Raw genomic sequence first — 25,094 nt, 5'->3', positions numbered from 1 at the left:
AAGAGTAAGCTTTGGGGCGGATCTAGGATTCGACGAGATTCATGAAACCCGAGGTGCATGCCCAGGGGCGGTTTGCCTGGTAAAAAGCCGCAAAACTATAATTGCAAACGACGAAACGTTCGCACTAGCCGCTTAGGCTAGCCATCGCCTCAAAAATTCTCCTATTGTTTAGAGGATCGATGGTCACCCCAAATAGGATAGCGAGGGAAGCACGCTTAAGGCTGAACCGCGAAATAGTATTAAGCTCACCATGACGAAGCCTGTCGGTTGGCGTCCAAGTGGTTAAATAAATGATCGACTAAGCATGTAGTACCAAGGATGTAGGCTTTTCGGACGGGGGTTCGATTCCCCCCCGCTCCACCACATATAGAACGACAGAAGACTAACTAAATCATAGTGTTAAGACTACTTACAGACCATAAAACGACTGTAAATAGATTAAAAAGAACACTTTTAGGACACTCGCCAATAAATACGTGGCTTGTAGAAAGATTTAAGTTAGTTTTCTGTAGTTATTTTTATACTGTTTTTTATCATTAGAACACTCCTAGAACATTTAAAACCCTCTAAACTCCTCTTAAAATCATTCAATTATGAGTTAAGTATTCGACTCTATTCTTTAGTTTCATATATCAAGCTTAATGAGCATTTGGATTTATATTATTGGAGATGATAATTGAGATCAGCTTTGGTGTACCTTATCAAACGATTTTGAAAGGTATTGCTAACTCTAGAGCATTGTCGTTATAAACTCGGGTGCCAATTACATCACCCTAATATACAATTATACATGCAACTTCATCCGTGCCATTTTTCTTATAACCGATCATGTTATGAGAGGAAATATTTAATTAACGAAGTGTTCTAGATATTTAGCACCCATTGATGAATGTAACCAAATTAATGATCCCAATAAAGCTAAAGGCCTTATCAAAATCACACTTGATGAGCTTTCCTTGCATGCGCACAGTATCCATCCCTGACTTTATTAACAACCTGAAAATTTAATAAATATTTTCGGCTATGTCAGCCTGAGAAATCACCTATGCATCAGGTAATACGATAACTAATAGACGTTATTGGTCACATAAAAAAAATAACATTCATTGAGTATTAACAATCATTTTTAATTAAAAGCCTAATTATTTTTAAGATGGAATTATATTCGGCTATGTCAGCCCGAATATAACACCTCTGGACCAACTAAAAAACAAAGTATCAGGCACTATCAGGCACATAAAAAAACTAAGATTTATTTTTACATTTTAATTTTTAGAATATAATTGTTTCCAACTATTTAGTCTGAAAAGCATCTACCCATCAAACCTATATGTTATTAAATACTATTAGCTAGTTATAAAAAAACTCTACCGTCTATGCATATTTAAAAATATTGATTAAAATCAGCTTAAACATAAAACAGACAGAGAAACGACAACATACCGACAACAACAATAAACTTAAAAAACAACAACTTAAATAACAACCTTTAGCTTATTCTGCTTGCATATTCAAAGTTTTCACGTATACTTTTTCAGGAATCAAAAACTGAATAAATCAACAAAGCCAGCCACTTTATAAGTCGGTAGAAGCTAAATTTTTGCATCATGCATAATTTTGATTTTGTTAGTTTTAATAAAGGTATCTCAAACCTTATAAATGAGAAACAACAATTTTAGTGTAATGCTAAAAATACAACATTGAGCATCAACGATGCTCTAACACGCAATTTAAAGTACAATATTCATATTAACTTTATCATTGCAACAAACTGTTAACTCAGTAAAAAAGCAAATAATTTAACGATTATTTACATCTTAATTATATTTATTGTTAACTTGACTCTTAAAATTCAAGATTTCAATTTATATATATTTACGCAATTTAAGTAGTATTGACTAATATGCTAATAGCTATTAATTAATGTATTTTTAATTGAAACTAGCAATTACATGCAGAACTAAAGCACGTATTTCATTATGCTTGCTGTGTATATTGATATTTTTATCGATCTATAAAATCCTCTTTTTTGAATTTTTATCTTATATATCATTACTTTTCTCAAAGTAAAATTTAGCTATTTCTAGCTAAAATCTTCGCGCTATGCGCTATCAATCCTCACGAATAACAAAAAGTTTTCTTTAATTATCTAGATATTAGCAATATCTCAGAATTATCTATCGTGAATTTAATGCGAATTGATCAACGATAAACTTCATTGATCGATCTTTTTTATTAAGAGAGAAATAAATTAGATACATCTTACAAAATAAAATATAAATAATGGTGCAGACGATGAAGAAAAATAGAGTATTAAAGTACAAAGCTGAAATTACTTGCTTTTTATTAAAAAAGCACAAGTACAGCAATATTGCCCTGTGGTTAAGAGTTAAAAAAAGGATCAATATCGATGGTAATTATCTTAGAAAAATTGTTAATTCAATTAATATTTCATTAATTAAACTAACAATGGATATAGATAAAGAAGCCGCACTTCATCATGAAATCAACGCGGTTCTAGAATTGGTCCGAATAAGACGTAAGCGTGCTCGTTATAGATCAAAGCTAGATCCAATTAGAGATCAATTATTATCAGTATTTATATCATGTGAAAATTATCAACAAGCATATATCTTCGCTAAATCAAAGAACATCAACATCTCATACAGCACAGTAAGAAATTATATAAATAAATACTTTAAGGAAATAAACATTGGAAACTCGTAACTCACAAATAGATAACTTTATCTCTCGTCAATTTAAACGAGCACATAAAAATAAAATTATTGGTTCTATCGGCACAGCTCAAGATAGTATGTATTCAATGTACCAGTTTGCTGACTTTGTTAATAAAAATTCATTTTTGATTAACGTAATTGATGATTCATTTTCATCACTTAAAAATTTATTAATGAATGTTGATTTTGAATTAGCAAATGAATTCATAAACTACAGAATAAGCATGGAACTTTCTAAGTCTACAGTCGAAAGAGACTGCCAAGTGCTTAATTTTTGGCTTGCGGATATAAGTAAATGCACTAAGCCACAACCTAAGTTATTAGTAAAAAATTTTAAAAATGTAACTATAATCCCTAGATTTACTCGGACATATACTGCAGAACAAATTGATTTAGTTTGTTCACATATCACCGATAGAAATTCTTTTTCAGTGCGTATTTGTCAAGTTTCTAATATACGAGTACATGAACTTCTGACATTACGTAAATTAGAAGAGCAAGCGGCGAGTACCAGAGCATTAAGTAACATTAAATTACAAGCTCAAAAATTTAAATTCTTAGGTTTCTCAAGCGAATTTGTTTTGTATTCTGTTATAGGCAAAGGTGGATTGATTCGAGAAATCGCGATTCATTCAGAAATGGTAGAAAAGCTGGAATTATTTAAGCTAGAAACTCCATCTGAAAAAACAGATCGTGGTATTAATTACATACAGCATTATGATTTAGCTTTTGGTAAAGCACTTTCGAGTTCATTTTCATCTGCATCAAAACGTTGGCTAGGCTGGTCAACAGGAATTCATAGTTTACGGCATGATTATGCTAAGTTTCGCTTGAAAACATTGTTTAGATTATTGAAAGATTATGAGCTTGCAAAGCATGTTGTTTCGCAAGAGCTAGGACACTTTCGCCCAGATATAGCTGATACTTATCTTTACTAGCCTTATAATTGTTATTCAATTCTTTTTCAGTCCAGTATAGCGTATTAGCGATAATTGTACTTAGTTACAACAAGATAATACGTCCCAAAATGTATTCACTGTTCATATCAAATTGTTATTTGATCATTGATGAACTGCTTTAAAGAGCGACCATTTAGCTTACCCATACAAATATTTGTTCCCAAACGAGGCTCGAACACTGTACTGTATTGATCAGTGATATAAAGATCCTCAAGTGCTGGAAACATTTCAACGTTACTTTTATTCGTGAAAGTTATAATTTCACAACGTTTATAAGTCTCCGTACAACCGATGATTTTTATCAAATCACGCGTTTTGTTAATTTATTTTACTAGTCTGTAGCCATATTCTCGATTCAATTTCACTTTAGTTTTTTTCTGTATAAATAAAGAGTTGAATTTTTTCATAATAAGATTAATCCTTTTCTGTTAATGTATCTACTTTAATTTTCTGATGAGCTTATTTATTTTTTTGAAACTTAAGTAGATGTTACTACATAGATAATGAGCTCATTAGCTGATAAGCAAGCCTTTTTCCTATCCTTATTAGCTATCAGTGTGTTTTTTAAATAAATTTATTGTTTTTCCGCTCAAATTTTACTTTTTGGACGCTAACTGGACTTATAGATAATTCACTAGCTACTTTTCGAATAGACAAACCTCGCTCTAATAAGTGCCAAACCTATTCTCGATCAATTGTATTTGGCTTACCTTTATATTTCCCCTCCTGTTGCGCTTTGGCAATACATTCACGCTGGCGTTCTAACAACATTTCGCTTTAAAATTGATAGACAGCAACAAGCAGGGTCAGCATAAGATTGTTCATTGGATTTGATGAACTAGCAGAGAAGATTAAGTTTTCTTTAGAAAAGTGAATAGTCACGAGCTTATTGTTAAAGAATTTAATCAACTCGATAAGATCTGAGATATTACGAGCCAAACGACTAATGTCGTGAACCAATACGGTATCGCCCTCTCGCGCATAATCTTTTAATTGATTAAGTGCTGGTCTTTCAGTATTCGAACCTGAACATTTATCTTCAAATTTTTAATCAAGTTCAAGCCCGTCTAATTGACGAATGGTATTTTGTTCGATCGTTGATACGCGGATATAACCCAATTTCATATTACTGCCTCATTTAACTTCTAAACAATACTGTAACTGTAAAAGTTAAACGCGCAACTGACGTTAAATGAAATAAGTTTAAGGGATTTGGAATGTTACAGTTTGGCTATGCGTTTTTCGGAGTTTGGAACCATTACTTTTCAATATTGTTACCGTGGTAGACCATCTCCTATTGAATTGGGACGTTGATATTTCATTGAAACAAGCGTGTGAGAAGATACCAGAGTTAGGAAATTATTAAATGATGGCTTCAACCTAGCAGTTCAAACACAACATTCTAAAGCTAATCTAAACCAAATTTTAGACGTAGGTATTGATTTATTGATGGAAAATTTTCTATCACTGTGTACGGTTTTAATCTAGCCAGTTAAGTTGCCTTTGTTATCTCGTCATTGAATTCTATTCATTGTTATTACTCCACTATATTAAAGTAAGAGTTCAACCAATGATTAGGACATTAAGTGTCCTAATCATTGGTTGGTGTAGGTATAAATTTGCAATCCTATATTTTAATTAACATAGGATTGCAAAGAATTGATGTGCTTTTGGTCGTTAATTTAATTTAATCTCATGAAATATAAAGAGTTATTCGTTTTTTTTATTTGTATTAGCATCCCAACCCTTCATTTTACGATAAATCGTTGAGGCGCTTACACCTAAGTGTGCTGCTGCAAGTGGAATATTACCGCTACACGCATCTATAGCATGTTCAATAGTGTTTTTCTCTACTAACCACATGGGTAATATACCTGCATGGCTGCCTTGAATGGGTTCTATCTGTTCGGCAGCCATTATGTGTTGTGTAGGTTTTTTCAAGGGTGTTGTAAATTTAGGGGTGTCAACAACTGAACGGCCAAAAGTTGCTGGCAACATATCTGTGGTGATAGTTTCACCAGTGTGGATCACCACCATATTTTCAATAACATTTTGTAGTTCGCGAATATTGCCTGGCCAGTTGTATTGTAAAAATAGGCTTTTTACTTCAGTTGAAAACGCTTTGAAATCTTTATTATTTATTCTATTTTTGTCTGCCAATATGGCATCGGCTAATAATAAGATGTCATTACCTCGCTCTCGAAGAGCAGGTAACTGTACCGGAATAACATTTAAACGATAATATAAATCTTCCCGAAAACGCCCTTCGCCCACTTCTTCTGCTGGATTTCTATTGGTAGCACATACTATCCGCACATCACTTTGCAGTATTTCACTACTACCGACGCGGTTAAAGGTACCCGTTTGCAAAAAACGTAACAATTTTGATTGCAAATTTAAATCCATTTCACATAATTCATCCAGGAATAAGGTGCCTCCGTTGGCCACTTCTACAGCACCTTTACGATCGACAAATGCACCACTGAAAGAGCCCTTAACATGGCCAAAAAATTCAGATTCAAACAAGTCCTTTGGGATAGCTGCACAGTTAATGGCAATAAGAGGCCCTACTCTGCGTCCACTTGATTGGTGTAATTTCTGAGCACAAACCTCTTTACCTGTACCACTTTCACCCGTAACAAAGACACTGGCTTTACTGCGAGAAGCGCTATTTAGCAAACGAAAAACCGTTTGCATTACTAGTGACTCACCAATAAATTCTATTTTATCTTCGGGCTCATGGGCTTCTTCAATTTTTAGAGGATTGCTTTCTAACTTGATTTGTTTCACAGCATCATTAACAGAGGTAAGCAGACGCTGACGGGTGAATGGTTTTTCAATAAAATCAAAGCCCCCTAAACGCATAGCATCAACGGCAATTTCGATAGAGCTGTTGGAGGTAATAATAATAACGCGTGCAGGAGCTTCTTGTTTATTTACAAACTGTAAAACATCTAGTCCGCTGATATCAGGTAAACATACATCTTGAATAATAACACTAGGCATCTTTTCTTTAATGGCAACTAAAGCAGAATAACCATCAATAAAATGCTTGGTTTTGTAACCAACACTTTCAAGCTGTGAACTATATAAGGCACCACTAGAAACACTATCTTCTACAATATAAACCAAAGGTTTAGAATTAGGTTCTGCCATTGATCAACTCCACTTATTTTTAATTATATTTATCGTTATATTGCAACAAGGTGTTTGCCATCAATGACAATATTATATTGTCTGAAGACACTAAGGGTTGATTAAAAATAGTCAGACGATTATTAATTTCAGTCGCTTTATCTGACAACTGCATGGCGCCATATAAGGCCGCCGAATTTTTAATTATATGGGTTATATCACCAATAGCGTTGGTATTTTCGCTATTAAAAGCACTATTTAGTTTACTGTGTAGGTCGGTCATCTCGTCAATAAATAGCTGGACTAAGCGAAAACAGGTCTCTTGACCTAAATCGGTAGTCATCTGTTTAATAATGCTTTGATCTATTAGCTCTTCCATGTATTACTCCATTCTATTAGCTCTTCCATGTATTACTCCATTCTATTAGCTTTTCCATGTATCACTCCATTAAAAGAAGTAGCTGAGTATACTAGTGGAAAATGCTATGCAATACACAAATAATTGTGTGAATTTATCGCTCTTGACCGCTGTGGCCCCATCGGCGTAGATTTTCATCAAGAGAGACAGGGCGCCCTAATAAATAACCTTGGGCTGTGTCACAACCTAGTTGATTCAGAATTTGTAACTGCGTTTCATCTTCAATGCCTTCAGCGACAATATGCATCCCTAAGCGTTGTGCCATAGCAATAATAGCACTACATAAAGTAAAGTCTTCATTGCAGGTGGCTATGCAATCGACAAAACTTTTATCAATTTTTAAACCATTGATTTTGAATTCACGCAATAGGCTCAATGACGCAAAGCCAGTACCGAAGTCATCCAACCAAACCTCTATACCTTCATTCTGAAAGGCATTAAACACCTTAGCAACGATTTGTGGGTTCGTAATCAAAGCAGTTTCAGTTAATTCTATTTTAATACAATTGGCTGGAATATCTAATTTATTTACCAAAGTCATAATTTGTTCAAAAATATTTGTCTTGGCTATCTGTACAGCAGAGACATTGATAGAAACACAAATGTTTTTTAGGCCATATTGCAAAAAGCGCTTTAGATCCAATAAGACTTGCTTAAATATCCAGTCTCCTAGTTCAATGATCTGCCCATTCTGCTCAGCATGGGGAATAAACTTGTCGGGAGAAATAAAACCAAACTGCGGAGAGTGACACCTAACCAAGGCTTCAAAACCTATTAACTTACTGGTTTGCATAGAAAACAATGGTTGATATACCATGGAAAAATGGCGGTGTTGTAATGCTTCTTCTATGATAGTAGTTAAGTTATCCAGAGTAGATGAATCATCCATGGGCATCTTATTTACGGTAACTTCTTTACTGTTTTTGATATTCATTTGACCATGTCCTACTTTGGCTTAAGTAACACTACTAACGCAATTGGTAGACCAACAACAACACTCACGAAGATTTAAATTTAACCTCATGTTTATTAACTAAATAATTAATAAATAATTAAAGTGTATATTCAAACTTTACATGATTTCGCAAAATGAGAAGCATATTACAAAGTGTTATTTGCAGAATGCATCCATAGAATTTTCCCCATTAATCTTACTCAGAAAGTAGTCATAACGCAACATCGACACTGTAAGTGTCGATGTTATTAAATGAATGGTCGTTGCAAGGTCAGGTTAGTTATTGCCTTCACCCGTTGGTGGCGTTGGGTACCACTGATCACTGTCAATTCTCCCTCCCGCCGCGGGTAAATTAATTTGAAAGGGCGGTGTAAAAGATTCTAATGCATTTTGACTGGGATTGTTAATATCGGGTACCGATACGGCTTTTTTCAAATTTAACCCTGTGCACAGGGCACTAACTCCTAGCCCAAGCAGTGAAGTATTTTCAAATTCAGTACCTATAGGACAACATTGTCCGTCTAACCCCAGTGTATCAACTAAACCTCCAGACACCTCATAATAACCAGCTGGACAAGCACAGCTACCATTATTACTACCACAAGCTGCATCACAGGTAGCGATACCTAAACCACCATCAGACGCTGAGCATGTAAGTGGCGCTTGTCCTACGTCTAAAGGTAAATTAAACGGTGATTCACATGGCTCGCCTGTGATCACTTTTTGTGAAATGTAACGTGAGCCTATTGGCGAACCGATGCCACCAATTAATTCCGGCAATTCACAGTCTTGGATAGTTTCTCGGAACAAGTGACCTGGTATGCCATTAGGAGAACGGCCAATGGCATAGTTAGGCGCGCCTTGTAGGGCTTGAAAATAACTAACAGCTCCAGTATTTGGCAAACGACTAACACCACTACTGTCTAATGATTCTGTGCTAACAGGCTTAATACAAGGGTCACCTTGGCAATTTAATTCCGTATAATAAATAGGCTCGCGACTGGTGAATCTGTCATCACGCACCCCAATTAATGCGCGATAATTTTGTTCGGGGTCGGTTGAAGTACGATCAATATAGAATAATTGCGGTGCGTCATGTTCATCTAAATTAAACATTTCTCCCAGCACGGTACCGTTATTGTCGGTCACTAAAATAGTATTATCGAGTTGCTTTACTTTTTGTTTAAACAAGGCGTCACGAACTGCCACAATACCGACAAAGCTACCGATAACTAAAATAGTCACTAGCAAAATTAGCTCAATTGTTAGTACATAGCCTTGTTGCGATTTTTTTATTTGTTGAACCTTTGAGGTTGTGTCTAATTTAAAGGTGTCCATATTGCTCCCTCTTCTAATCTGTTTATGGGCTACATAACAGTAAGTATAATTATAATATTTCTCCAAGTAACGACATTATATCGCTGATTTGCTGTCCTGCGGGGAAAAAAACCAAGACAAAAAACATTGGAAAACACACCATTGCCATTGGAAACGTTGATTCCAGTGCTTTACGATTTATTCTACTGGTTAGTTGTAGTTCTTGCTGTAAGCGCAGAAAATCAGCGAGTGACTGTAACCCATCACTGACCGGGCTTCCGACATTAATGCCTGCCTTAATGATCACAGCTAACTTATTAAGCGATTCTACGCCTGTTCGGCTAGACAATTGATCAAACGCTTCAGCCCTGTCTCTGCCAGCATCTAGTTCATAAGCTATCAACTCTAGTTCAGCGGCCAAAGGATTATTCTTATGTAATCCAAACTGACCTGCTTTACGGAAAGCATTACTCAGTGATAAACCTGACTTAAGAAAGACGATTAATAAGTTGGTAAAAAACACTAATGATTGATTTATCTGATTACGACGTGCGCTACGTTTGAATAATAAACTAACATCTATCAGAAAAAATGCCAATATGCTCCCGCAAACAATCAATAGTATGCTATCAAAAAACTCGATTAGTAAAAATGCTACTAAAGCAACGCTGACTAATTTTACTGACCAATACCATAGCCAATAATGGGAAGGGGATATACCACATTGACGAATTAGCTTGTCAGGGTAAATAAGATAACGCTTTTTGTTATGAGTAATTGGCTCTTCAATGAGGCTTTTTTCTTGTTTCAGCACTTGTACCAGCAGATAGAGTGATAAAATCAACATCAACACAAAAATAATATCAATTGTAGTAAAGTTATTCATTGTTCAATCCTCGCAATACGACGCACCCACAGATAACCACTAAATTGTAAGAATAGCGCTCCTCCTAGGTAGGTAGGCCCAGATGGATGTTGTAATAAGGCGTCAAACCAGCCAGGCTGTTTCCACAATAAAATAGGAATTAATACATAAGGTAATACGCCACATAATATTGCAGCATAACGCGTTCCTGACAGGTGAGTGTCTATTTGTATTTGGTGACGCTGGCGATCTCTTATGATCTGAATCACCGAATTTAACATAAAGGTTAAGTCGCTTCCGGACTGATAACGGGCGATAACCACTTGGGCAAATAAACGTGTGGCAACACAATTATATTTTGTTGTTAGGCGTAAAACTGCCTTTTCGGGGCTGTAACCCATGTCTAATCTATTCAGCATTTCTGTTAATTCTACTTTAACTTGACCTTTACTGGATTGAGCAGCCATTAAAATAGCTTGATGTTGAGATTGTCCACTACTCAGAGCAGCCTTCATCATATCTAATGCTTGAGCTAAATCTTTTTCAATTTTATTGATTTTACGCTTAGCTGCATCACTGAGGCTATTAAAGCAAAATACCACGGCAGCCATGGCTGCAATGCTGGCTACAGGCAAATGGCCAGGGAACAGCTCTAACAGAAACATAAATAAGGTAGTGGCAATAAGCGCTACGCCAAGAATAATCGACCAAACCGGTAAATTTAGGTTAAGGGTTTTTAGCCAACCGGCTAAAGTCGATTGCACTTTAACTTTTACGCGTGAGGTTGTTAAACCATCCTTTCGGGTAGGGTTATTTCGCGACCAAGCAAAAAAAATAAAGACCATGACTAATGTACATAAAACTATGATAATTAATTCTCTAGTTAACATAAAGATTCAGCCTGTAATAAATCATTAAATTGCTTACTGGTATAGCCTTTAGCTGCTACTTTATTTGCCAATTCAGTTGGTTTGCCTAAGCTGATATGTTTGCCACTAATTGTATCTAATGTATTGTTACTATCATGGCGAAAAGTAAATAATTCACGAATTTCGTTGCTGTCATCATGACGTACTAGCTCACTGATACTGACAATTCGGCGACTACCATCACGAAAGCGCATGACTTGCACAATTAGCTGTATTGAAGCTGCAATCATTTGTTGAATTGCACCTCTGGAAAAACCACTATCTCCCATTAAAGCTAACGTTTCCATGCGACTAATAACGTCTTTGGGGCTGTTTGCATGTAAAGTGGTTAAACTACCGTCATGGCCAACATTCATAGCCTGTAGCATATCTAGTACTTCAATTCCTCGTACTTCGCCAACCACTATTCGGTCGGCTCGCATCCGCAGTGCATTTCGTACTAGGTCACTTAAGGTTACCGCACCATAACCTTCACTGTTAACATGGCGAGATTCTAACGGGATAACGTGAGGGTGATTAAGCTGTAATTCCGCCGTTTCTTCTACAGTAACAATACGTTCGCTGCTGGGAATAAAGCCAGAAATAACATTAAGTAAGGTAGTTTTACCGGCACTGGCGCTGCCCGCTATGACAATGTTAATGCCAGCTGCCACAGAAAGTTGCAAAAAATCCATCATCTTTTGGTTCAAGAAACCTTTGTTGACCAATTGCCCTGCCGTGAGTTTTTCAGAGTGAAAACGTCGGATGGAAACGATTGGACCAATCTCACATAAAGGGGGGATAATGGCATGTAAACGACTGCCATCAGGTAAGCGCGCGTCTACCATAGGTTGACGAGCATCCAACTGGCGACCTTGAACACCGAGAATTCGATCCAGAAATAAACGTAGATGTCTTTCATTATCAAATTGCAAATTTGTACGCGTCAAACGGCCATTTTTATCTACCCAAATTTCATCAGGACCATTGATTAAAATATCGGTAATGTCCGTCTCATTCATTAAGTCAGAAATTGGACCCATACCGGTTAATTCTTGCATGATTTGCTGACGTATTAAGTTTTTTTCATCAGAGCTTAATGCAGGGTTTAATTTTGGTCGAATGTCTGCAATTAATTCATTCAGCTTCTGCTCGAGCAACTGCGGATCTTTTAATAGGTGGATACCTTCTTCTTCCATAGCATCAATTAAACGATTATGCAGGAAGTGACGTAGTTCACGAAGGCGACCAGTGTCTCTTGCTTGACTATATGATGGCTCGGTGTAACTGAAGTTTTTTGATTGTGTCATGGTTTATCTCCTCTTACGCTCAAGTATCAACTTAGTTAAACACTCTGATACTTGAGCGTTGTACCCCTGCTACCATCTCCACCTGACGGAAGCGCTTTATTGGGTCTATATTTTGCTGAGTGCCGTTCGCCATATCGTAAGCACTGTGAAAAACCATGGTTACGCTGTCATTGGCACTGATGCCAGCAAGTGGGTAAACATCTGATGGACGCACGGCCACCACTAATGACACGCTAGTTTGATTTTGTGCCTGTTTGTTTTTTGGCAATAACATGTTTTTTAAACCCTTACCTGCCACTTTAGCCGCTGCAGGGTAATTGATACCAATCAACTGCACATCACGAGCGACAGTTCTAACGCCATTACGGCCCCTGACGATAACATCAAATCGATCACCGTCACCTAACTGAGCATAAGGTAAACCTTTTTGTATCTTGTCTAAGGTATACAGTACTCGGCCTGGTGGGATAGCATGAGACAAAGATTTTTTGTCTGCTTGCTTTAAATCACGAGCAAATACTGCACTACCCACAGTCTTATTCACTTGTAAGGTTTTGCCCATCAACTGACGGGGATTTTGAACTGTGCCTTCAATTGCGCTCTGATCTATACGTTTTTGTTTAAGAAGATCGGGCGTAATCACTTGACCAGCAGACATGTCAGCATTGACGATCCAAGCCATGTCAGTACTCAATTTGTCATACTGACGAACACCAAGCGCTGAGGCCAACATACCTGATACAGTGAAAAGGAGCATGGCACCAGTAGCACTACCTGTTAATTTACCTTTCATGTATCACCTCATTAATTGCTTAAAAGTAGACGCTTAAGACCGGAGCTACACTATGGGAAGCCCCGCCTATAAGCGATGTCTCATTAGTTTGCCAGGCTACCTGCATTGCTAGACGAGTTAGCACCAGCACTTGGCGTACCACTAATAGAAGCAGCTGTTTCAGCAAAGTCGCTGGTGATAAATTCAAATGTCACACCATCACCGGCATTAACATCTACAGCATCAATAAAACCAGAGCCGCTGATTTCAGCTGTGCCTTCCGCGTTTTTAATACCATCGTAAGCATAACTTTGATCGAGTGAGCCAATCGCTTCAGCGACATCTTCCATCTCAGCAGTAACCGCATCACGCATTGTGGTTAAACCAACAACCAGACCAATAACTATGGTCGTAGATAACAGCAATAACTCTGATGTCATCACAAATCCGCCTTGCTTCTTTTTCATTGCTTGCTTGTTTTTAATAAATTTCATAATTATTACCTCTGGTTATATAAAATATTTTTCTTAGTATACTCACCAACTAAAGTGGTTGAGCTTGTAATAGATAATGCGAGGGCTGTGCCAAACGATAATTTATTTTCAATGACATAATTAAAGATGATAAAAAACAATTAGATAAAATTAATTTAACACTTACTAATATGCTATTTTATGATCATATCAGCAACCGTATAGACATTATGATTTGCATTTTGCAAATCATTTTTCTTAATGCTATTTACTTTTTGGCCAATGATATGCATAGCAAGCGAATCCTTAACTAGCAGCAACAGTTTAAAATATTGGGAGGGGGCTAGTTGAATATGCCAGATTAAAATCTGACATAAAAACAATCGATATTATTGCGCAATACCTACAATAACCGCTACTTCATTGAGATAAATAGTACTAGCAGCCTGTTTATGTACGATTAATGTTTGACCAATAAGTTTGTCATGACTTTGGATTGAGCCATATACTTGTTTTGGTTTAATACGCACCTCAGTCAATAAGTTTGGAGTAATTATTCGGTCTGACTTTATCTGCCCTTAGTTAGCCAAGCTTTAACCATGAAGAGTTGGTGTGATTGCTTTAGAGCTAATTCTGAAGTGAAAAATGACACACAAAAAAATAACATCACTACAATACGGTTGGTTTTAATAATTTTTTTCGTATCTCACCTCTTTTTGAATGATAGCGCTAGGTATGGACAAACCAATCAGCATTTTAAGGAGGTAAACAGTACGTCTTGGCTTTCAATGTAGTGAAAATAGGATTCATAAGATTTAAAACATATTTAGAGGTTAAAATTGCACCTGATAATCAGAAAATCAGATTAATGCCAATTAATAACAACTCGCTTGATACTTTTGTAAAATGATTAAAAATAAGCTATTACACATAAAAATCCTAGAGAGCCAAATATGTAATAAAGAGCTAAAGCTAAGCCCACATTGATTTACATTCTGCCAATCAGCTTTTAGTCATAAGAAGAAGCAATGAACAGGGCTAAAAAAAAGCCCTGAACAATCAACAGATTGTCCAGGGCAAAAACTCTGGAGAGCGCCAGAGTGTTAAGTAGTTTTAGTTATATAAATATCAACTTAATTAAACACTCTCACACTTGATCGTCTTATTCCCGCTACCATCTCCACCTGACGGAAACGCTTTAATGGGTCTATATTTTGCTGAGTGCCGTTCGCCATATCGTAAGCACTGTGAAAAACCATGGTTACGCTGTCATTGGCACTGATGCCAGCAAGTGGGTAAACATCTGATGGACGCACGGCCACCACTAATGACACGCTAGTTTGATTTTGTGCCTGTTTGTTTTTTGGCAATAACATGTTTTTTAAACCCTTACCTGCCACTTTAGCCGCTGCAGGGTAATTGATACCAATCAACTGCACATCACGAGCGACAGTTCTAACGCCATTACGGCCCCTGACGATAACATCAAATCGATCACCGTCACCTAACTGAGCATAAGGTAAACCTTTTTGTATCTTGTCTAAGGTATACAGTACTCGGCCTGGTGGGATAGCATGAGACAAAGATTTTTTGTCTGCTTGCTTTAAATCACGAGCAAATACTGCACTACCCACAGTCTTATTCACTTGTAAGGTTTTGCCCATCAACTGACGGGGATTTTGAACTGTGCCTTCAATTGCGCTCTGATCTATACGTTTTTGTTTAAGAAGATCGGGCGTAATCACTTGACCAGCAGACATGTCAGCATTGACGATCCAAGCCATGTCAGTACTCAATTTGTCATACTGACGAACACCAAGCGCTGAGGCCAACATACCTGATACAGTGAAAAGGAGCATGGCACCAGTAGCACTACCTGTTAATTTACCTTTCATGTATCACCTCATTAATTGCTTAAAAGTAGACGCTTAAGACCGGAGCTACACTATGGGAAGCCCCGCCTATAAGCGATGTCTCATTAGTTTGCCAGGCTACCTGCATTGCTAGACGAGTTAGCACCAGCACTTGGCGTACCACTAATAGAAGCAGCTGTTTCAGCAAAGTCGCTGGTGATAAATTCAAATGTCACACCATCACCGGCATTAACATCTACAGCATCAATAAAACCAGAGCCGCTGATTTCAGCTGTGCCTTCCGCGTTTTTAATACCATCGTAAGCATAACTTTGATCGAGTGAGCCAATCGCTTCAGCGACATCTTCCATCTCAGCAGTAACCGCATCACGCATTGTGGTTAAACCAACAACCAGACCAATAACTATGGTCGTAGATAACAGCAATAATTCTGATGTCATTACAAATCCGCCTTGCTTCTTTTTCATTGCTTGCTTGTTTTTAATAAATTTCATAATTATTACCTCTGGTTATATAAAATATTTTTCTTAGTATACTCACCAACTAAAGTAGTTGAGCTTGTAATAGATAATGCGAGGGCTGTGCCAAACGATGATTTATTTTCAATGAAATAATTAAAGATGATAAAAAACAATTAGATAAAATTAATTTAACACTTACTAACATGCTATTTTATGATCATATCAGCAACCGTATAGACATTATGATTTGCATTTTGCAAATCATTTTTCTTAATGCTATTTACTTTTTGGTCAATGATTAAGGCAGATAGCCATACAGGGTGGAAGACCCTTATTTTGTGATAAGCAAATAAGTTACATATTAATTTTAACTTTAACTAGAATCGTTGATAAGCAGCTATACCTAAGAACTTAAAATAGACATTATTACCTAAGTTATTGAGGTTAGTTATTCAAGTGCTAAAGTATCTATATTAAAACGTACACCACTGGCATAAGTAAGCTGAACGGGTAATAGGCTAAGCTTAAATCATTATCATCAACGGATGATCAATGAATAATTACTCAACTTGAATCGACGTTATCGCGAATCTTGCAGGAGCTCTATATGTTAAGAATGATGCAGATACATTGCCAGTAACCCAAATAAACTGCGGACATAGCCGTGATCATCGAAATGAACTTTCCATTATTGCTCTGGATCTATTTTTAAATAATGAGCAGTCAATTTATCTTGCTAGCGCTTGCCACTAAAGGCCCTCCAAGACAACCAGACCCGCGGAAACGAGTTACAATCGAGTAGTTCAGATCATAGCAGTACCAATTCCAATAAGTTTCTTCTTACTCTGCGAGATTTAAAAGACTTGGAGGCACAAGCTCATCAGTTTCAGACTGAACCTACATACCTACATACCTACATAAATCATTTAGTCTACAAGGCTTTAAACTGGCTTTTGGGGAGTTCAAAAGCGATTCGATAACCGCCCAAAATTTCTTTCATATAGAGTGATTGTTGTCCTCAAGCCGCTGATAAACTCTGAGTGGGACTAACTTGATGGCTTTAGTATAAATATGACTAAAGCGTTAAAGTAGTCGATGAACCTAGTCATCTCATTGGTGATGTTTCACCAGAGCAGTCTAAATGAAAGTAACTTTGTGAATAACAAATTATAAGCGGAGAAGTCTAGGATAGGGTTAATGTTATCGAGCGATAATGAATAAAAAAACGGTGTTGTTGATAGCTCTACAGCACCGTTTTTAAGCTAATGTTATTCACTTAAAGTCGATAATACGGATGGTAATTGGATTTCACATAACAATCAAAATTTTCATCTAACAAGCGAATTTTAGCATTTATTACGCGGTTATTAGGTTCATCTTGCAAGATCAGTTTATATTCTTTACATGCTTTTTGCCATTGCTCTTGAGCCTCATAGATGATGCCTCGGTGATGACCAATACGCCAATTAGGTTCCATAAAACGTTCCGCTATTTTGACCGACTGTAAAGCCTCAGTATATTTTCCTTCCATATAATAGTATGACGCCTGCATTTCATATAAGTAAGGGTTATCTGGTGTAATGCTAAGTTGTCGACTTACTAATGAACGTGCCAATGTTAGATTGCCTTCTTCCATAGCGATACGACTTCGTAAGATAGCAGCTTCAGGGTAAGCGCCACGTTTAGACATCAAGTTATCGAGCAAATACTGGCTATTAGAAGTATTGCCAAGTTCGAACTCTACCAAAGCGCTGGCCATCATAATGCGCTTGTTATTTGGGTATTGAATATATAACGCGTTTAACTCCGAGGCCAAGCGATAACAATCAATGATAGGTTTTGCTCTATCATGACAATTCAAATTAAGCTCTAACTTAGGTTTTGGCGCTTGCGCTAATAGCGCATTCTGTTGGCAACTTTTTAATGAACTACGCTGCAAGTGACACTCCTTATTCAATTCTGAAGTATTAAGTGACTTCAAACGACAATCTGTAATCGTTTGTTGTTCGCGTTGGCATTGAGTTTTAACCGGGGCAACTTTGACATAGCGTAGTAAAACATCATCAAGTTGCTCATTTGGCGCATAGACCTGAGTCGTGATTGAATTCGTAGCACAACCTGAGCTTAATAGAGTGCCGATAATAAAACCGATCGCTAATAGGGGATTGTTATTCATTTTCTGACTCCTCGTGACTATATTTAAAAGCATGGTTAGTATTAAATACCGCTTGCTGCATTAGAGTTTCTGAATTGGGAAATTGCCATCTATTGACCTCATGCACTAACTCCCTAACAATCGTTGGTGTGACAACAATAAATAATTCACGTTCGTTGTCTGCTTCTGACGTAGACTCGGTTAGTTTTCCCAACAAAGGTACCTTGTTAATTCCAGGTACAAAGTCTTTATTATCATTAATATCTCGGCTGACCAACCCACCAATAACCATAGGTTGTCCATCACGTAAACGCGTAGACGTACTGATACTTCTAACATTAAACGCAGAGGTGTTTAGGCCACTACCGGTACTAGAAGATATTTCCTGTGTAAGCAGAGTATCTGGGGTTGAGATAGTAGGGTTAAGATCTAAGGTAATGCGGTCGTGTTCATCAACCATAGCTCTAACCTGTAATTGCACACCAAAAGACTTAAAGGTAGTACCGCTAAATACGCCAGCGGTATTTGTACCCACCTGATCGCCACTAGTAATACCACTTGGTGCAAAGGCCGTGGGAACCGGTACTTCACCACCCGCTGAGAATACCGCTGACTCACCCGCTAATACAGTAAGAGTAGGGCGTGATAAAGTTCTAGATATGCCATCTTGCTCCAATAAAGAAAACAATAAATCGAAGGCAAAATCTTTGGCTCCTACCTGTAAATTATTAACCAGTGCGCCACCCAGAACTTGTAAGGCATTGTCAACTTTTGTGGCAGTACCTGCGTTAGCACCTTCAAGGCCAAAATTACCGCCGGTTTTGTCATAACCTTTAGTCAACAAGGAAAAATCAGGACGCCATTGTTTCAGGCGACGATGATTTACTTCATACATTTGCACCGACACTCTTACTAAAGGTAAGTCTCTAACTTCTATTACTGATAACAATTTTCCACCAGCGACTGACAATAGTTTTGCCCGACCAATATTAGAATTAATGTTATTGCCTGAGTTACCCTTTTTATTGCTACTTAAGCCACCAAAGTTGGCTGATGGTGTGGACTTTTCCGTAGTCATTAAACCACCAGATTCATTTGCCAAAATAGAAATAATCGCTTGTTTAGATTTTTTGCTGTCCTGACCGGTGACTAAACGAGAAGCTACCGTCAATACTCTTACTAGTTCGACTTGATTGTCTACATAGCCTTTTAATAACAAGGTATCTTGATTAGCATCTGGTATATCTCCGTGTTGTACACGAGTGACTGTAACCGACTCGCCACCCACTAAATCGATAGTGTTTTTCACCCGAGTAACAATATCTTCAGGTAACGTTTCAACCGAAATTAAATTAATTATGGCTGCGGGATTGTTTCTTCTTCTCAGTAAAGGTTGCACGTCCTGATTTTGCATACGGAAGTTATTCACCATGCTGGCCATAGCAGACGGCTGCATCAATAAATTGTCATTATTACCGCCTTGTCCTGCCTCAAAATAGTTACGAGCTGCAGCCTCGGCGGCAATGCGATACTTTATTGTTGGCACTTGGCCACGTAACACCAAAGCGTCACGGTCAGGTGCTAAGGTCAAGGTAATATTTGGATGAATATCTTTAATAGCATGGTGTAAGACACTAAGGTCTGAAGTTACGGTAAATAGAAAGGTTTCTGATGTTTTATCTGAATACCACACCATAACACTGGTACGACCCACTTTTTTAGCCAGCGCCAAGGCTTCATTTTTACTCAATACTTCTACTTGTAATGTTTCTTCTTGGCCGACAGCAATTCGTTCTAAGGGCTTATTAAAAACCAACCGAGTGTGAGTCCATTGTACTAATTCACGGGTATTTTTGGATTTTTTACTATCTGCTGTTTCGACAAAATCAAGCCCATCAGCGTTAACAGGCGAAATTAATAAAACCCATATCACGGTGACTAAGGATAACGTTAACCTTTTCATGCTGCTCTCCAGTTTTATGCGTGTTCAGAAGTATTTTTACGGCTTCTGTAACAGCGGGTACTGACTATGTCGCAACATTCAGACCACTCGTGTTTTTTTTCGGTAGCGTTAAGTTAAGCTCATGATAAACAGGTGTTTGTATTGTTTTCTTTAATAGAATATCTAGTGGGAAAATGAGTGATAGACTGACAGAAAAAACGCATTGTTAAATTGATTTGCATTTTGCAACGCGCGTTGCGCTGATTTAAGCCATAGTACTATTGATTAAATTCTGCATATTGGCAAGGCGCTTAATTTTACTGGTGATTGGTGTTTTCTTTTTTTCAATCGACATATGTTTATCAAGCAAGGCATAGAGATCAGCACGACACACGGGTTTAGGTAAGTAATCATTCATACCTGCACTTAAATAACGCTCTTTATCACCATAAACAGCATCGGCTGTGACCGCAATAATCGGTACATGTTTAAAAGCTAAATTACTAGCCCTTATATGCATGGTGGCTGTTAAGCCGTCCATCACTGGCATCTGAATATCCATCAGAACAATATCAATGCGTTCCGTTTGCAATTTTTTTAATGCTTGCACACCGTGTTCTGCCAAAATTACTCGACAGCCACATAGTTCTAAAAAATTTTGCATTATAATCTGATTTTGCTCATTGTCTTCCACTACCAAAATGTTAGCGTTATGAAATTTAATATTATCCAATGAAGGTTTTTTATGCTTGTCCATCAACTCAATACTAGCTTTACCCATCAGCTCATGTAACTGCTCAAGAATGCGACTAAAATGAGAGGCTTTAACGGGTCCATTGACTAACAATTCGTTAGTATTGATGGGTTGAATACTGTTACTTTTACCTAACACATCTATGATGATTAAGTAAGGTTGGGTGCCTGTGACGAAAGTGTCCTTTAAGGTTTGTTGACATAAGGAAGTGAGAGCAGGATCGGTTATTACGATAAAATCTCCTACTATACCTTTAAGGTTAGGTATTTTCTCAATACTATCAAGTTGCATATACTGCGCTTTATAACGCTCAAGCACTTGACTAATAGCATGGTTCAACCTAGGCGCTTTACCAATAACCCATACTTTGCTTTCCCAATTATCAGGTAAATGTTTAAACATTTTATGTGGATTAAGGGCATCAGCACCAATTGGCATCCGAAAGCGGAAGGTACTGCCAACATCGAGCTTGGAATCGACACTGATACTGCCGCCGGCCGCCTGACATATTTCATGACAAATCGCCAAGCCAAGGCCACTGCCACCATATTGGCGAGTGGTCGATATATCTGATTGCATAAACGGGATAAACAATTGTGACATTTTATCTTCTGCGATGCCAATACCGCTATCTTCAATTGATACTTCTAGAACTAAGTTGTTTTCATTATCTCGTTGGCAGTCTACTTGGATATAAATATAGCCCTGTGCAGTAAATTTAATCGCGTTGGCTAACAAGTTAATCATTACTTGTCGAAGACGGACATTATCGCCAATAATATTCAACGGAGTTGTTGAGCTGATATCTAAAATTAATTCTATGCTTTTCGCTAAAACATTTTCCGAAATAATATCAATGGCTTCATCAATACAAGCACCTAAATCAAAATGTCGACGCTCCAAAGTCACAGCGCCAGCATCAAATCTTGAATAAGTAAGGACGTCGTCCAAAATACTCAGTAAGGCACTACCACTGGATTGAATCATGCCGGCAAAGCGCTCTTGCTCCTGATTAAGCCCTGTGGTTTGCAATATTTCGCTACCGCCAATCATAGCGTTAAGTGGGGTACGTATTTCATGGCTGATATTTGCAAGAAAACGACTTCTATCTTCAGCTAAGCCTTCTGCAAGATGCTTAGATTTTTGCAGTGCTTGAGCGGCAAACACTCTAGTGTCAACATTAACAATTGTTGCAGCAATAGCAGTAAGTTGTCCGTTATAACTATTGGCTACCGGTGTCATGATCATTTCTACCCAGGTATAGCTGCCATCACCCGCTTTCATTTGCAGCTCTAAACGACATATGCCGCGATTGCCGCGATGAAAACTTGTTAACGCTTGAACGACCTCTGTCTGATAGTCTTCGCTGATAAATTGCTCAATGTTAACACCCAAACATTGGTCTTCTTGCAAATTAACTAACTCTGTCCAGGCATGATTCATAAATAAAATGCAGCCATCGGGTTGTAAACGCAAGACCACCTCGCTGATGTTATCAACCACCATTCGGTAGTGACCTTCTGCTGCAAAGGCTTTTTGTTCAGCCTTTACTCGCAGACTGATGTCTGTTTGTATGGCAATAAAATGCTTTATAGCACCGTTTTCATCTTTTACCGGCGATGCTTCAATCGCCACCCAATAAGGTTGACCAGCTTTATTATAATTGATAATTTCAACGCTAAAACCTTGTTTCTTTGCTATAGCCTGCGCCATTTTTTTGATAACGCAAAGGTCGCTTTGCTCTCCCTGCAGCAAAGAGCCAGGTTTACGTCCATAAACTTGCCCTTTGTTATAGCCAGTAATACGTTCAAAACTACTGTTTACCCATTCAATACAACCGATACTATCGGTAATAATGACCATATTATTAGTGTGACTAGCGACCATAGATAACTTACGAGCTTCTTCCTCTTTTACACGTAACTTGGCTTCCATTTCTTTATGAACTTGAATATCAAACAATGATCCTATCATTGTATTTTGGTCACTTTTAACCATACGTAATTCAAACCATCGAAGTTCGTTCTTTTGAGTCATAAGCTGCAATTCAACATGCTGAGGGGCGTACTCGTTTATGCTATTATATGTCAAAGTCTGCAGCCATTCATGCAAGTTAAATTCTATCACTAGCTGGGCCAGAGATATTCCAATCAGTTGCTCGGTTTGGTAACCAAGTTGGCGTGTCCAAGCTGAGTTAACGTAAGTTAAAATAAAATCACTCGAGCACTCAAAGACACACTCATCCAGTAATGACAGCAATTTGCTTTGCTTTTTTTGACTATCAGACAGCTTTTCTATCAACCTATACTGAATCTGTATTTGTAGTTCGTCTTTGCTATTTTTGCTCAATTTCACGATCCTTTTTAACTAACCGTTTACAACGTAGATGAATGGCAGACCCTAGCGTACAAGGGGAAAATATCGTCACAATAGAAGTTCTGTTCAAATTGGGTGCGACTGGAAGTACAGTCTTCCAATATGGTCACCTTAAATCCCATATCAACAGCGGATCTAGCGGTTGAGTCAATACAAATAGAGGTTACAGTGCCAGCAAAAACGATGTTAGTTATCTGTCGCTCGAGCAATACTTTCTCCAACGTCGTGTTTGAGAAGGCATTGAGGCCTCGTTTACCTGGAACAACTTTTACAAAGTTATTAAATTCATTCAATTGTGGAATAATTTGTGCGCCAAAAGTGCCTTCTTTAAAGGCTCCCTGCTCCTTTATCACCTGTAAAATACCAATGGGCTCGTTAAGTTCATTATAGTCTGCCGTAAAATGAATCGGTGTATTGACAACCACGCCAAAATTTTCACCTTGCTCTCGTAATAATGATAGGGTATTTTCTAACACTCCAGTAGCTCTAGATGATTCTTCTATTACCTTATACAATAGCCCCTCTGGAGAGAAATAATCATTCTGATAACCAATCAAAACAAGTGCAGTATGTTTTAATGCATTCATATTTAACTCCATAGTTTTAAATGTTGTAAAATTTAAGCATCACGCCATTTTTTCAAGAAATTTTCCAATACTAATTTGGTAATGGGTTTCTCGATATGATGGTTAATACCTTTGCGGTATAACAAATTAACGGAATTTTCATCCGTGATACCGGTAAGAGAAACTTTAGTTGTAGACTGATTGTAGCCCTTGTTTTCAGACAATTGTAATGCGACCTCACTGCCAAGCATACGGGGCATTTTTTCATCGAGAAAAATCAAATCAAATGGCTGCTGATTGGCAAGTTCTAGTGCCTCAACACCATCATCCGCACCACTGACTGTGCACCCTAGGTGCTCAAGCATAATCATGGTTGCCATTTTACTTGGCTTACTGTCATCAGCGACTAAGACTCTAGGTTTTATTAATTGTTTCATCTCACCCAAAAGACTATGTAGATCACTATCAAAAAATGGCCAGTACAAATCAATATTCTGGCTCGACTCAACATCGTTCAATTGCATTAAAGAACGAAGACATATTTCTGGATGACTATTAATTTTTGCTTCATTTAAGTGCTTATCTAGAGAAAATCGAAAATCATTAATCTCAATATCCCAAGGTGATTTCGCATCATTTTCCTCTGACTCTTCTGTCAAGCACTGAATGTTCATGTGTTGCTCAAAAGAGCGAAAGCAATGCTTTAATAGCTTATCATCTGAGTTAATTTTTATTTTAATTGGCACACCCATTAATTCGGGTAATGTTTGCTCTAAAATTGCAGTGCCTGGTAACTGGCATGAGGTTAATGGGACATCTTTATCATCAAATAAATACGCTAAGGTTAATTGGCTTTCATCCTCATAGAGCTTAATCGTAATGGCATGTTTAGCATGCTTAATCGCATTTTGCATATTAGGCACGATCAAATCCAGTAAAGTTTGAGGCGAACTATTGAGGGAGATCTGATTAAAGTCGGTTTTATTAAGTAGCCGACAACAAATGGGATGCGGCATCTTAGCTATCATTGATGATGCCAAGCATTGCACCCATTCTAATACGTCTATTCGTGAATTCATTAATAGCAAGTCCTAAAGTTAGTATACATCACATACA

18 protein-coding genes, 1 other RNA gene and 1 pseudogene are annotated in these 25,094 nt (G+C 37.5%); 3 read left to right on the top strand and 17 right to left on the bottom strand.

Translation table 11 applies throughout. The annotated features are described in order from the left end of the window. The first annotated feature begins 13 nt into the window (after positions 1 to 13). From ssrA to H4J61_RS10220, 3 genes are all read left to right on the top strand, one after another. Positions 14 to 363: a transfer-messenger RNA gene (gene ssrA / locus H4J61_RS10230) on the top strand. A 1,932-nt stretch (positions 364 to 2,295) separates the two neighbouring features. Continuing rightward, positions 2,296 to 2,727 (top strand): hypothetical protein, encoded by a 432-nt coding sequence (locus H4J61_RS10225; protein ID WP_182184980.1) that lies wholly within the window; start codon positions 2,296 to 2,298, stop codon positions 2,725 to 2,727. Continuing rightward, positions 2,714 to 3,676: a hypothetical protein gene (locus H4J61_RS10220; protein ID WP_182184979.1), complete on the top strand. Its 963-nt coding sequence runs from the start codon at positions 2,714 to 2,716 to the stop codon at positions 3,674 to 3,676. Before H4J61_RS10225 ends, H4J61_RS10220 begins: the two co-directional genes overlap by 14 nt. Positions 3,677 to 4,474: 798 nt before the next feature. On the opposite strand, the pseudogene H4J61_RS17935 reads toward H4J61_RS10220, so the two are convergent. From H4J61_RS17935 to H4J61_RS10135, 17 genes and pseudogenes are all read right to left on the bottom strand, one after another. Next, positions 4,475 to 4,729 (bottom strand): annotated as a pseudogene (locus tag H4J61_RS17935) (recombinase family protein); the annotation flags it as partial. A 678-nt stretch (positions 4,730 to 5,407) separates the two neighbouring features. Further along, the gene (locus H4J61_RS10210) at positions 5,408 to 6,853 is read right to left on the bottom strand and encodes a sigma-54 dependent transcriptional regulator (protein WP_182184978.1); all 1,446 of its coding nucleotides are present in this window, start codon (positions 6,851 to 6,853) and stop codon (positions 5,408 to 5,410) included. Positions 6,854 to 6,872: 19 nt separating this feature from the next. Further along, entirely contained in the window at positions 6,873 to 7,211 is a 339-nt protein-coding gene (locus tag H4J61_RS10205; protein ID WP_182184977.1) for an Hpt domain-containing protein, read from the bottom strand. Positions 7,212 to 7,344: 133 nt separating this feature from the next. Beyond that, the gene (locus tag H4J61_RS10200) at positions 7,345 to 8,184 is read right to left on the bottom strand and encodes a bifunctional diguanylate cyclase/phosphodiesterase (RefSeq protein WP_259363244.1); all 840 of its coding nucleotides are present in this window, start codon (positions 8,182 to 8,184) and stop codon (positions 7,345 to 7,347) included. Positions 8,185 to 8,481: 297 nt separating this feature from the next. Then, entirely contained in the window at positions 8,482 to 9,543 is a 1,062-nt protein-coding gene (locus H4J61_RS10195) for a hypothetical protein (protein ID WP_182184976.1), read from the bottom strand. 49 nt (positions 9,544 to 9,592) lie between these two features. After that, a complete protein-coding gene (locus H4J61_RS10190; protein ID WP_182184975.1) occupies positions 9,593 to 10,408 on the bottom strand; it encodes a type II secretion system F family protein in 816 nt (271 codons plus the stop codon). Then, complete coding sequence (locus H4J61_RS10185) at positions 10,405 to 11,277, bottom strand: type II secretion system F family protein (RefSeq protein ID WP_182184974.1); 873 nt, start codon at positions 11,275 to 11,277, stop codon at positions 10,405 to 10,407. Before H4J61_RS10185 ends, H4J61_RS10190 begins: the two co-directional genes overlap by 4 nt. Next, complete coding sequence (locus H4J61_RS10180) at positions 11,271 to 12,605, bottom strand: CpaF family protein (protein ID WP_182184973.1); 1,335 nt, start codon at positions 12,603 to 12,605, stop codon at positions 11,271 to 11,273. The genes H4J61_RS10185 and H4J61_RS10180 overlap by 7 nt, the downstream gene beginning before the upstream one ends. Before the next feature lie 31 nt (positions 12,606 to 12,636). Next, positions 12,637 to 13,398, bottom strand: coding sequence for an SAF domain-containing protein (locus H4J61_RS10175; protein WP_182184972.1), 762 nt, complete (start codon positions 13,396 to 13,398; stop codon positions 12,637 to 12,639). A gap of 83 nt (positions 13,399 to 13,481) precedes the next feature. After that, positions 13,482 to 13,871 carry a hypothetical protein gene (locus tag H4J61_RS10170; protein ID WP_182184970.1) on the bottom strand — a complete coding sequence of 130 codons (390 nt, stop codon included), beginning with the start codon at positions 13,869 to 13,871 and terminating at the stop codon, positions 13,482 to 13,484. A gap of 1,112 nt (positions 13,872 to 14,983) precedes the next feature. Then, positions 14,984 to 15,745 (bottom strand): SAF domain-containing protein, encoded by a 762-nt coding sequence (locus H4J61_RS10165; RefSeq protein ID WP_182184971.1) that lies wholly within the window; start codon positions 15,743 to 15,745, stop codon positions 14,984 to 14,986. An 83-nt stretch (positions 15,746 to 15,828) separates the two neighbouring features. Then, the gene (locus tag H4J61_RS10160) at positions 15,829 to 16,218 is read right to left on the bottom strand and encodes a hypothetical protein (protein ID WP_182184970.1); all 390 of its coding nucleotides are present in this window, start codon (positions 16,216 to 16,218) and stop codon (positions 15,829 to 15,831) included. 1,243 nt (positions 16,219 to 17,461) lie between these two features. Next, positions 17,462 to 18,361, bottom strand: coding sequence for a M48 family metallopeptidase (locus H4J61_RS10155; protein ID WP_182184969.1), 900 nt, complete (start codon positions 18,359 to 18,361; stop codon positions 17,462 to 17,464). Then, on the bottom strand, positions 18,354 to 20,303 hold the full coding sequence (locus tag H4J61_RS10150; protein ID WP_182184968.1) for a pilus assembly protein N-terminal domain-containing protein: 1,950 nt from the start codon (positions 20,301 to 20,303) through the stop codon (positions 18,354 to 18,356). Before H4J61_RS10150 ends, H4J61_RS10155 begins: the two co-directional genes overlap by 8 nt. A gap of 244 nt (positions 20,304 to 20,547) precedes the next feature. Continuing rightward, positions 20,548 to 23,385: a PAS domain-containing protein gene (locus tag H4J61_RS10145; RefSeq protein ID WP_182184967.1), complete on the bottom strand. Its 2,838-nt coding sequence runs from the start codon at positions 23,383 to 23,385 to the stop codon at positions 20,548 to 20,550. 26 nt (positions 23,386 to 23,411) lie between these two features. Next, the gene (locus H4J61_RS10140) at positions 23,412 to 23,999 is read right to left on the bottom strand and encodes a cysteine hydrolase family protein (protein ID WP_182184966.1); all 588 of its coding nucleotides are present in this window, start codon (positions 23,997 to 23,999) and stop codon (positions 23,412 to 23,414) included. Between the two features lie 32 nt (positions 24,000 to 24,031). Beyond that, positions 24,032 to 25,057 carry a response regulator gene (locus H4J61_RS10135; RefSeq protein WP_182184965.1) on the bottom strand — a complete coding sequence of 342 codons (1,026 nt, stop codon included), beginning with the start codon at positions 25,055 to 25,057 and terminating at the stop codon, positions 24,032 to 24,034. Positions 25,058 to 25,094: the final 37 nt, after the last annotated feature.

This window comes from Colwellia sp. MB3u-4, from assembly GCF_014077065.1.
Classification (GTDB): Bacteria; Pseudomonadota; Gammaproteobacteria; order Enterobacterales; family Alteromonadaceae; genus Cognaticolwellia.
Note: the sequence above shows the minus strand (reverse complement) of the source record. Positions and strands in the feature narration are given on the sequence as shown.